Origin of the sequence: Streptomyces sp. NPDC004667, from assembly GCF_040609475.1 — a bacterium.
GTDB lineage: Bacteria > Actinomycetota > Actinomycetes > Streptomycetales > Streptomycetaceae > Streptomyces.
The window spans coordinates 1-11,145 of the sequence record NZ_JBEXKC010000140.1; the positions used below are offsets into that span (position 1 = coordinate 1).

The 11,145-nt window shown below is 74.1% G+C and carries 9 protein-coding genes; 5 read left to right on the forward strand and 4 right to left on the reverse strand.

Features of this window, described 5'->3' with window-relative positions:
- Nucleotides 1-42 precede the first annotated feature (42 nt).
- The 4 genes from ABZW32_RS37120 to ABZW32_RS37135 all read right to left on the reverse strand — a co-directional run bounded on the left by ABZW32_RS37120 (nt 43) and on the right by ABZW32_RS37135 (nt 4,781).
- Nucleotides 43-1,062, reverse strand: coding sequence for a hypothetical protein (locus ABZW32_RS37120; protein WP_356224927.1), 1,020 nt, complete (start codon nt 1,060-1,062; stop codon nt 43-45).
- A complete protein-coding gene (locus ABZW32_RS37125; RefSeq protein ID WP_356224929.1) occupies nt 1,062-2,927 on the reverse strand; it encodes an HSP90 family protein in 1,866 nt (621 codons plus the stop codon). The genes ABZW32_RS37120 and ABZW32_RS37125 overlap by 1 nt, the downstream gene beginning before the upstream one ends.
- A gap of 144 nt (nt 2,928-3,071) precedes the next feature.
- Nucleotides 3,072-4,058 (reverse strand): hypothetical protein, encoded by a 987-nt coding sequence (locus tag ABZW32_RS37130; protein WP_356224931.1) that lies wholly within the window; start codon nt 4,056-4,058, stop codon nt 3,072-3,074.
- 294 nt (nt 4,059-4,352) lie between these two features.
- The gene (locus ABZW32_RS37135; RefSeq protein WP_356224932.1) at nt 4,353-4,781 is read right to left on the reverse strand and encodes a subtilase-type protease inhibitor; all 429 of its coding nucleotides are present in this window, start codon (nt 4,779-4,781) and stop codon (nt 4,353-4,355) included.
- A gap of 480 nt (nt 4,782-5,261) precedes the next feature.
- On the opposite strand from ABZW32_RS37135, the gene ABZW32_RS37140 reads away from it, so the two are divergent.
- The 5 genes from ABZW32_RS37140 to ABZW32_RS37160 all read left to right on the forward strand — a co-directional run.
- Nucleotides 5,262-6,485, forward strand: coding sequence for a cytochrome P450, cyclodipeptide synthase-associated (locus tag ABZW32_RS37140; RefSeq protein WP_356224934.1), 1,224 nt, complete (start codon nt 5,262-5,264; stop codon nt 6,483-6,485).
- A 186-nt stretch (nt 6,486-6,671) separates the two neighbouring features.
- Nucleotides 6,672-8,690, forward strand: coding sequence for an AAA family ATPase (locus ABZW32_RS37145; protein ID WP_356224936.1), 2,019 nt, complete (start codon nt 6,672-6,674; stop codon nt 8,688-8,690).
- Between the two features lie 136 nt (nt 8,691-8,826).
- Complete coding sequence (locus tag ABZW32_RS37150; RefSeq protein ID WP_356224938.1) at nt 8,827-10,320, forward strand: MFS transporter; 1,494 nt, start codon at nt 8,827-8,829, stop codon at nt 10,318-10,320.
- A gap of 65 nt (nt 10,321-10,385) precedes the next feature.
- Complete coding sequence (locus ABZW32_RS37155) at nt 10,386-10,865, forward strand: SRPBCC family protein (protein WP_356224940.1); 480 nt, start codon at nt 10,386-10,388, stop codon at nt 10,863-10,865.
- A gap of 55 nt (nt 10,866-10,920) precedes the next feature.
- On the forward strand, nt 10,921-11,145 hold a 225-nt coding region (locus tag ABZW32_RS37160; RefSeq protein WP_356224941.1), incomplete at its 3' end, for a carotenoid oxygenase family protein.

The window sequence follows — 11,145 nt, forward strand, 5'->3', positions numbered from 1 at the left end:
GCAAGAGCGATCTGGACGACCTGCTGTCCAACCGGGAGCAGCTCAACCAGGGGCTGGAGCTGATGATCGCCCCAGCCGGTCGCCCTCGGCGCGGACGTGCGCGAGCAGCGCGCCGGCGGTCCACACGCGACCGGGCGGCCCCGCGACGGCGGTGTCCTCGTGGCCGTCCCCGACGATGCGGGCCAGCAGCACCTCCACACCGGTCAGGAAGCCCAGCCGGGACAGCGGGGCGCCGGTCGCCTCGAACAGCGGGCGGTTCTCGGCGAGGACCTCCAGTCCGCGGCCCTCGTTGCGCGACAGCGCGCAGAACTCCAGGTGCATGCCGATCTCGTCCTGCATGCCGGTGTTGCCGCGCACCCTCCGGTAGCCCGTGAGGTGGTGGGAGCGGGCCTCGTCGGTGCGCCCGGTGCGCAGCAGGGGCAGGAGCGCTCGCGCCTGGCTCATCTGCGGCTCGTCACTGCACCCTTCGTCCCCGGAGAGGACCGGCCGCCAGTGTTCGAGGGCCGTGGCGTCGTCGCCGGCGCGCACCGCGTGCCAGGCGAACTGGCGTACCTCACAGGCCTTGCAGTCGCTGAGCTCGCAGCGCGGGCGCGTCGCCCACAGGTCGTAGGCGTCGGCCACGCCGGTTCCCGTGTGGGAGGCCACGTGGTAGCGCATCGCCGCGACGGGCTGCATGTCGTGGCCCGCGTCGGCGTAGCGTCCGCGCATCCGCTCGATCCAGCCCTCGATGGTGGCCAGCGGCACCTCGGGCACCTGGAGCAGGGACGTGGTGACCCACTTGAACCGCCAGAAGACCTGGTGGGCCTCCCACTCGCTGAACGCGCCCGGTTCGGTGTCCCACAGCTTGAGCAGCCGGGCGAAGACCACCGGGGCCTTGCGGTGCTCGCCGGTGAACTCGTACGCCGACATCAGCTCCAGCAGGGCCGTCGCCAGTACGTCCGTCTTCTCCAGGGCTTCGGCCGCCTCGACGAGTTCCTCGGCGGTGACGGTCCGCTGCAGCCCGTACGGCCGGCCGTTGTTCTCGCGGAGCGCCTCGAACACGGCCTCGGGGTTGTCCAGCATCACAGTTCCTTCCGGGGCTCGGCGCCGGACGCGTCCGGGCCGGCGTTGTGCATGGCGTGGGTGAGCAGACCGATGAACGCGCGGTTGAGCAGGGCGCTCTCACTGGCCCGCAGCGGCCGGCGGCTCAGCAGCAGGGCCTGTCCGTAGAGGGCCTCGGCGGTGGTGACGGCGAGGCCTCGCTCGGCGATCGTGACCGCCTGGCGCACCAGGGGGTTGAGGTGGTTCAGGACGAGCTGGGCGGGCGGGGTCTCCTGGTGGAGCGAGCCGAGGATGTCGGCCCACAGCCCGTCGCCGTCGGCCGCCAGGCTCGACCGGGTCCGCTCGTGCCTCGCCTCCCGGTTGTCGAGCAGCAGGGCGGGTGCGGTGACGGGCTGGAAGTCCCGCAGGACCACGTCGCAGTCGTGCACGCCGATGGTTTCCCGGGCGACGGCCAGGAAGGTCGCCGCGCGCAGCTCCGCGGTGGGGTCCACGGCGTCCAGGTGGGCGGTGACCAGGGCCGGGTCGAGGTCGGTGACGGCCGTGCCGGGGCGGATCTCGGGGAGCCGGTGCACCAGGTCGCGGTCGTAGGTGTAGCCCCCGTTGACGACGCCCAGGCCGGCGGCGGACGCGATGGGGGCGACCTGCCGGAACTCCTCGACGCTGCGGGTCACCAGTACCGTCGGGTGGGACCGGAGGAACTCCTCCAGGGTGACGTTGCCGTCGGTGGTCTCGAAGGGCAGCCACGGCAGCACGACCCGCAGCAGCTCGTCGTCGTAGCGTGCGAGGGCCTTCACCGCGAGGTGGTGGACGTCGATGAAGCGGTGCAGCAGCGCCGGGTCGCTCGCCGCCAGCCCGGTCAGCCAGTCGCGGATCCGGTCGCCCAGCGCGTCCCGTACGGCGGCGAGGGTGCCGTCCTCGTACAGCGACTCGCGCGAGGCCGTCGGCCGCAGGCTGGTGGTGTCGACCACGCAGCGTACGAAGAACGCCCACTCGGGGAGCAGTTCGGGCGCCCGGTCGGTGAGCAGCATGCCCTTGAGGTGCACGCGGTGTCCGGCGCGCTGGGCGGGGCTCACGGACGTCGGCAGGACGTACGCGACACCGCGCAGGCCGGCGGCCGGCAGGTCCAGGTCGATCGTGTCGAGCGGGGTGAAGTCGAACTGCTCGCGGCAGTAGGCGGTCAGTGCCTCGCGGCGGGCCAGCGGGGAGCGGTGCCGCTGCTCCCACGGCGGCGTCACGTTGACGCGCTCGGGCGCCCCGCCGTCGGGGCCGACCACGCTCACCTCGTGGCGCAGCAGGCTCCCGTAGTGGCGGGCCAGCGCGACGACCCGCTGGGGCTCGGTCCATTCCGCGTTGTCGGCGCGCGGGGTGAGGCGGACCGTCGTTCCCGGCTCGGGGACGGCCGAGGCGGCGAGCGTACGGATGGTGTAGCGGCCGTCGGAGTGGCCGCGCCATTCCACGGCGGGAGCGGCCGGGTCGGAGGCGGACCGGCTGACCACGGTGATCTCGTCGGCCACCACGAAGCAGGCGAGCAGGCCGATGCCGAACTGGCCGATGAACTCGCCCCGGGCTGCGTCGAGCCCGGCGCCGTCGAGGGCGCCGTCGGCGGTCCGCTTGGAGCTGCGTCCGATGGTGGCCAGGAAGCGGTGCACGTCGGCTTCCGTCAGGCCGATTCCGGTGTCGGTGACGGTGAGCGTGTCACCGGTGCGCACCGTGATGGTTCCGGGGGCGCCGGGGTGCAGCGCCTGCCGGGCGGTGATGGCGTCGACGGCGTTCTGGAGCAGTTCCCGCAGGTAGACGCGGGGGCTGGAGTAGAGGTGGTGGGAGAGCAGGTCGACGAGGCCGCGCAGGTCGACCTGGAAGGTGTGCGAGTTCTCGGGGTGGGTCACCGGTCGGGGTCCTTCTGTGGGCGTGCCCGGGCAGGGCGGGGCCGGCCCCCGGCTCCGCACGGGGGCGGAGCGGGGCGGCGCGGCACGGAGCGGGCGACGGGAACGGGAGCGGGCGGGGCCGGACGGCTGGGCCGTGCGGCGGGCTCAGCGGCCGGCGGCCGAGCGGTGCTTGCGGTAGGCGGCGACGGGATCGGAGCCGTTCAGGTACTGCCACGGCGACTCGGTCACGTTGCCGTCGGTCGCCTCGAAGCACTCGCGGGCGGCGGACCGCTCCCCGGCGAGCGAGAAGGCCATGGCGAAGGAGTTGAGCACCTGGATCCGCTGGTACGGGGACGCCAGGCGTTCGAAGTCCGGGTGACGGAACGAGTGCGCTGCCGCCTCGTGGAGGGATGCGCTGACGTCGGGGCGGCCCATGTACCGGCCGTCGGCTCCCGCGTCGAGCATGAGCCACTGTTCGAGGTGCGCGTCCGGAACCAGCATGCCCAGTGCCGACCCGCCGGGTGCGGCCGCGGCCGATTCCCGTGCGAAGGCGTGCATCTGCTCGTCGGAGCCGCCCCACTTCTTGCAGACCTGCTGCAACTGCTGGCTGTGCGCCCCCAGGTGGTGCGGGGCGCGGCGCACCGCCGCCTCGAACCGCCGCTGCGCGAGTGTGGGGCCGACCTGGAGACCGCGTCCGGTGATCTGGAGGCCGTACCAGGGGGACGACCACTGCGGTTCGCGCTCGGCGGCCTCGTAGAACCACTGCTCGGCTAGCCGCAGGCGCCCGTGGAACAGGTCGAACTGTTCGCGTGACACGTGCTTGGCGAGGGCGCCGGTGCGTGCCTCCCAGCCCCAGGTGATGTGCCTGAAGCCGGCCAGGACGCGCGGCAGTGCCGCTCGCGGCTCGGCCTCGACGGCCTTGACGATCCACCGCTCCACGCCCGCCGTGTCGGCGACGGCCCAGAGCAGCTCGGTGCGGTTGCCGCCCTCGGGGTGTGCCTCGAAGAGCCCGCGCACCGTCGCCCAGTCGGCCGCCGCCGCGGCCTCGCGGGCCCGCGCGACCTCCGGGTCCCCGGAGTCCTTCCGCAACCGTGTGGCGGGCCGCCCCGTCCACTTCCCCAGCGTGCGCCCCATGCCGCGGAGCAACGCCATGTCCCCACCCCTTGCCGTGTTCGTGCGGGGCAGCGCAACGATCGCTCCCCGTGAGGGAAGTGACTATCACGCGCGTCCGACATTCGCACAACCACATGTGTCCGCGGTCTCACGGAAGCCGCTGATCAGGGGGGTGTTGTCGGCGTGGGGTCCGGCCGTCCGGCGCGTCCGGGCCGACGGGGCGGAAGGGAACGGAGCGGTGTGCCGCCGGGCGTGCGCCGGTTTTCCCGGCCGGCGCCGCGGGGTGGTGCCGGCCGGGCTTCCCGGTGGGCGGCTCGGTGGTGTTGCGTGGCCTCAGAAGGCGTAGACCGGGTTGCCGTTCAGGGTCGCGGACATCTCGCACGCGTTGGAGAAGGTGTGCTTCCACGCGACGCGGCTGCCGTGCCAGGCGCCGTCGGCGGTGACGGTGACGGGGTCGTAGAGCATCGGGCAGGCCCGGCCCGTATTCGGGGCGGCCAGCAGGTGACCCAGCTCGCCGCCGGTGGCGTTGAGGGCGTCGCACGCGGCCCTGGGGGTGGGGTGGGTGCCCTCGGCGGTGTAGGCGCAGCTGAGGACGGCCGCGCGCAGGACGGTACCGCCGATGGCGGCGCCGTCCCCCTGGGCGACGGTGAAGACCATGGCGGAGGGGGCGTACAGGCTCGCGGGCTCTGCCTGCGCCAGGCCCGTGGTGCCGGCGAGGCAGAGGAGGGCGGCGGCGGAGACGGTGGCTAAGCGGTGACGCACGAGAGGACTCACTTTCGATTCGAAGGCCGATGATCGCGCCACATCCCCCATGCGGCGCTCAAGTGGGGCCGAGCCTGCCAGATTTGAAGGCCTGCCGCACACGAGTGAACGGTTTGCGGACACGTTCGTTCGGATGTCGGACATCGGGGCGTCGTCCGTGCGGCCGTCGGGGCCCTGTCGCAGGTCCGGGCCGCGAGGGGGTGCGGCGCTCCGCCCGTCACGGGCCTGCCTGCCGCGCCGCCCGCCCTGGTGGGCGTCGCGCGGGGTTCGCGGAACGACCGTCCAGAGTGGCCGAATCGGCACGGCGGGCGACCGGGCGCCGGTTCGGCACCGATCGCCAATGACCCGCCGAGCAGAGGTTGTTAACCTATGGCCATCAATTGGGGGGACGGATGGGGCAGCGCCTCCCGCCACCGGGCCTCCCACCTCCGGCACGCCCCGCGCACCGCGCGCGATGCCGCACTTCGAGAGGTCCCGTCCATGTCCGTGGTGAACGACCGGATCAGCATCCTGTCCGAGGACTTCGCCGCCGACCCCTACCGCCACTTCGCCCGGCTCAGGGAGCAGACCCCGGTCCACTACGAGCCCGCGGTCGACGGCTACTTCCTCTCCCGCCACCGGGACGTGAAACGGGTACTGACCGACCACGAGGCCTTCAGCACCCGGGCGTTGCAGGTACGCGCGGAGCCCGTGATGCGCGGGCCCGTGCTCGCCCAGATGACGGGCGCCGAGCACACGGCGAAACGGAAGATCGTCGTTCGGAGCTTCACCGGCTCCGCCCTCCGGGACCAGATGCGCGCCGTCCGCGCCAACGCCGCCGAACTCCTCGCCCCCTTCCTCCCCCGGGGCCACATGGACCTGGTCAACGACTTCGGCAAACCCTTCGCCATCCGCGTCACGCTCGACGTCCTCGGGCTGGACCGCGAGGACTGGCGTCGGCTGGCCGCCTGGCACAGCGGGGTCGCGGAGTTCATCACGGCCCTGGCCCTGACGCCCGAGCGGCGCCGGCACTGCCTGGAGTGCGCCGAGCGGCTGGAGGCGTACCTGCGCCCCGTGATCGCGCGGCGGCGCCGCCATCCGGGCGAGGACCTGGTGTCCACGCTGTGCACCGCCGAGTTCGACGGCGTCGCGATGAGCGACCGCGACATCACCGCCCTCGTCATCAACGTCCTGGCGGCCGCCACCGAACCCGCCGACAAGACGCTCGCCCTGCTCTTCAAGCACCTGATCGACCACCCCGAGCAGCTGGCGCGGGTCCGCCGCGACCCGGGTCTGCTGCCCGCCGCGATCGCCGAGACCCTGCGCCACACCCCGCCGGTCCAGCTCATACCCCGCCAGGCGGAACGGGACGCCGTGTTCGCCGGCGTCACCGTCCCCGCGGGCGCCACGGTCTTCTGCATGATCGGCGCGGCGAACCGCGACCCCGACGCCTTCACCGCCCCGGACACCTTCGACATCCACCGCCCGGACCTGGCCACCGCCCGTTCCTTCACCGCGGCCGCCCAGCACCTGTCCTTCGGCAGCGGACTCCACCAGTGCGTCGGAGCGGCCTTCACGCGCGCCGAGATCGAAACCGTCGCCGCCCTGCTGCTGCCGGTGCTCGACCGGGTCCGCCTCAGCCCCGGATTCCACTACCGCGAGGCCGGTCTGTACACCCGGGGACCCGTCGCCCTCCCCCTGGACTTCACACCCCGCGGCGGCTGACGCAGCCGGTGGGGAGCCTTTACCGGGCACGGGTTCCCGCCCCGTCCCCTTCCGTTTACGATCACTGACGAAACAGCGGCGGCCACGGTCCTGCGGGTCTGACCAGCCTCGCGGTGGCCCCTGCCGGTCGGAGCCGGACGGCGGTGCGGTACCCCTCCGGTGCGGGTGCGAGGGGTGGGAGACGTCATGGCGTCCGTGGGGGAAAGACTCAGCAGAGCGCGCGTGCGGGCCTTCATCGGCCGGGAGGAGCAGCTCGGGCGCTTCGAGGAGGCCCTGGCCGGTGATCCGCGGGCACCGTTCGCGTTCTACGTGTACGGGCCCGGCGGCATCGGGAAGTCGACGCTGCTGCGTCGCCTGGCGGACCACGCCCGTACGGCGGGCCGGCCGCTCGTCGAACTCGACGGGCGCTTCGCCGACCGCGACCCGGCCGTCTTCGAGCGTGCCGCCGGACCCTTCCTGGAGGTTCCCGGCACCGTCCTGCTCGTCGACTCCTTCGAGCACTGCCAGTGGCTGGAGAGCTGGCTGTGGCAGCACTTCCTGCCCCGCGCCGCCGAGGACGCCCTGGTCGTACTGGCCGGGCGGCGGGCCCCGCAGCCCCAGTGGACCGCCGACCCCGCATGGTCGCGGCTCCTGCACGTCACCGAGCTGGAACCCTTCTCCGACGCCCAGGCCCGCCACCTGCTGACCACCGCGCGGATCCGGCCCGAACTGCGCGACCGGGTCATGCGTTTCGCCGGCGGCAACCCGCTCGCCCTGTCCCTGGCCGCCGCGGCGGGATCGGAGGGCTGCGGCCGCGAGGAGATCTGGGCCCCCTCCGCGGACGTCCTGCGCACCCTGCTGACGGGCCTGATCGGAGAGGTGCCCACGGCCGCCCACCGGCGAGCCCTGGAGGTGGCGGCGCAGGCGCGGTCCACGTCCGAGGAACTGCTCGCCGCCGTACTGCCCCGGGAGGACGACCGCCACGACGCCCACCTGCTGTTCTCCTGGCTGCGGGACCTCCCCTTCATGGAAACCACCCACCAGGGGCTCCATCCGCACGACGCCGCGCGCGAGACGCTCGCCGCCGACCTGCGCTGGCGGGCGCCCAACGCCTTCGAGACGATCCGCCGCCGCCTGGCGGACGAGTACCTGCGGCTGCTGCGCGAGGCGCCCGAGGACCGGGTCTGGACGGTCACCGACGAGCTGTTCCACCTCTTCCGGGAGGGCGCGACCCTGGCGCGGCTGCGCACCTGGTCCCGCGAGGACGAGGTGCACGAACGCCCCCTGCGCCCCGACGACCTCGACGTCGTCCTGCGCATGGCCGAGGAGACCGAGGGGGCCGCCTCCGCGGAGCTGGTCCGCTACTGGGCAGAGCGCCAGCCGGGGGCCTTCAGCGTCTACCGCCTCGTCAGCACGGGCCGGACCGTGGCCTTCACGGCCCGGCTGGCCCTCCCCGCCCCGCCCGACCCGCAGGACCTGGCCACCGACCCGGTCGTGGCCGCGGCATGGGCGTACACCGAGGCGACGGCGCCGGTCGCCCCCGGTGCGCACATCGGCGTCAGCCGCTTCTCCGTCTACCCCGAGCGCTACCAGGTCCCCTCGCGCGTCATCGACCTGAGCAGTTCGCGGGCGCAGGCGGAGGCCGCCCGGGCCCACGGCCGCGCCTACGGGTTCGCCGTCTACCGGGACGCCGAGACCTGGGGCGCGCGCGTCAAGGGCACCCTCACCGACACCGGGGCGCGCCCTCGGGTCGGTGCCCACACCTACGGGGTGTTCGGCGTCGACTGGCGCCAGGAGCCCGTGGAGGCGTGGCTCCGGCGGTTCATATCGGCCACGGAGGTGCCGGCGCCCGTCGGCGCGGGACCCTCGTCCCTCTCGCGCACCGCGTTCGACCAGGCCGTACGGGAGGCGCTGGCGCACTGGCGCGACCCGGGGGCCTTCGCCGCCTGCGCCCTGCTGCGCACCCGGCTCGCGGCCGACTTCGAGGAGCCCGTCGGTGAGCTGCGCACGCTGCTGCGCCACGCCGTCGACGACCTGGCCCGCGACCCGCGCGGGGTGCGGGCCCGCGAGGCCCTGACCGCGGGGCACTTCTCCGGCGCCCCCACCCAGGAGGCCGCCGCCCGCCGCCTCGGGCTCCCGTACGGGACCTACCGCCGGCACCTGCGGCAGGGCCTGGACCTGCTGTGCGAGGCCTTGTGGCAGCGGGAGGTGCGCGGGCCCCGGTGAACCCGTCCGTCGGCCGCGGTGGCGACCGGGTGGCGACCGGGTGACGACCGGGGTGGACAGGTGCGGACAGGAGTGGACAGTGGACGTGCCCGTCCGGCCTGGATAGTGGACAGCGTCCGGCACGAGCCTGTGCGTCATGAACGCAGCACGCAGTCAGCCGGCCCGGCCGGGAGCGGTGCTCGCGGCGCTCGCCGCGGCCCAGTTCACCGTCATGCTCGCCACGTCGATCGTCAACGTGGCCCTCCCGCAGATCCGGGCCGGGGCCGGGCTCTCGGACGGCGCGACCACCTGGGTGGTCAACGCCTACGGCCTGGCGTTCGGGGCTCTGCTCCTGGCCGGCGGACGGGTCGCCGACCTCCTCGGCCGCCGCCGCGTCCTGGTCGCCGGGCTCGCACTGTTCGCCCTGGCCTCGCTGGTGGCGGGGCTGGCCGCCTCGCCCTCCGTACTGATCGCGGCCCGCGCCCTGCAGGGCCTGGGCGCGGCCGCCATCGCCCCGGCCGCGCTGGCCCTGGCCATGGCCGGGGCCCCGTCCGGTGCCGGGCGCGCCAGGGCGCTGGCCGTGTGGGGGGCCGTCTCGGGCGCGGGCGGAGCGGGCGGTGTCCTGCTGGGCGGTGTGCTCACGCAGGCGTGGGGCTGGCCCTGGATCTTCCACTCGGTCGCGCTCGGATCGGTGCTGGTGCTCGCCGGTGTGGTGGCGTACGTGCCACGCGGCGCCGACGGGACGGGCGGACGGTTCGACCTGCTGGGCACGGCCACCGTCACCCTGGCCCTGACCTGCCTGGTCTGGGGCCTGACGACGGCGCGCGGCGCGGGCTGGAGCGACCCGCGGGTCCTGGGTGCCCTCGGGGCGGCCGCCGTGCTGCTCGCGGCCTTCGCCGTGATCGAGGTCAAAACGCCCCACGCGCTGGTGCCACCGCGGCTGTTCGCGGCCGGGCGGGTCGCCGCGGGCAACCTGCTGATGGCACTGCTGGGCTCCGTGTGGATCGCCCTCTTCTTCTTCCTGCCGCTCTACCAGCAACAGGTCCTCGGTGAGGGCCCCTTGGCCACCGGTGCCGGACAACTTCCCTTCGCGGCGGCCAACATGCTCGGTTCCGCACTCGTCCCGCGTCTGTCGCGGCGCGTCGGCGCCCCGGCGGCCCTGACCGCGGCCCTGCTCACGGAGGCCGCCGGGCTGCTGTGGCTGTCGCGGATCAGTGCCGACGGAAGCTACCTCACCGGCGTCCTCGGCCCGATCCTGCTGATCGGCCTGGGGCTCGGCGCCGCCTTCGTCCGGCTCACGGGGCTGGCCGTGGACGGCGTACCGCCGCAGGACGCGGGCCTGGCCGGCGGGCTGGTGAACACCACCCGGCAGGTCGGTGGTGCGATCGGCCTCGCCGCCCTGACCACGCTGGCCGGCTCCGTCACCGCCCACGCGTCCCCGCACCTGCCCGTCGCGCAATCCCTCACCGCCGGCTACCGGACGGCCTTCGCCGTCTCGGCCGCGGTCCTGGCGGTGGCGGCGGCCCTCGCTCCGCTCCTCACCCGCCGCGCCGCAGACCGTACGGCGGCCACGCCCGACCCGCGTACCACCGTCGACCCCGTCCACCCCGCTCGCGGCCCCCACGCCGCCCGCCCTCCCGTGTCCGGCTGAACCGCCGGATCAGCCGGCCGCCACCCCGCACCCGTCCATCCCCTCCACAGACAGGAAGCACTGCCATGGTCACCATCGACGAGACCGCTCCCGTCATCGTCCGTCTGAGCATCGACATCCACGCCCCGCTGGCGACGGTGTGGGAGCTGCACACCGACATCGCCGCCTGGCCCGACTGGAACACGGACATCGAGGAGGCCGGGCTCGACGGCCCGCTCCTGCCCGGCGGCTCCTTCAGCTGGCGCACGCACGGCCTGGCCATCACCTCCACCGTGCGGGAGCTGGTCCACGGCCGGCGCATCGTCTGGGGCGGCCCGGCCTCGGGCATCGACGGCGTTCACGTGTGGACCTTCGAACAGGGCGGCGACCACGTCGTCGTCCGCACCGAGGAGTCCTGGAGCGGGGCCCCGGTCGACGCCGCGCCCGACGACCTCCGCAAGGCCCTCCACGACTCGCTCGACAACTGGCTCTCCCTCCTCAAGGCCCGCGCCGAACGGCCCGAGCACGCCGGCCGCCCGGCCGAACGGACACCGCGGGCCGCGTGAGCACCCACCCGTTCGCCCCATCCACCCCGTTCACCGGAAGAGGTCCGTCCCCGTCATGAACACCGCCACCCCGAAGCCGTACCTGACCGGCCACTACACCCCCGTCGCCGACGAGGTCACCGCCACCGAGCTCACCGTCGAAGGCGCCCTGCCGCCCGAACTGACCGGCCGCCTGATCCGCAACGGCCACAACCCCAAGCCCGGGATCACACCCACCCACTGGTTCAAGGGCAGCGGCATGGTCCACGGCATCCGGCTCCGCGAAGGCCGCGCCGAGTGG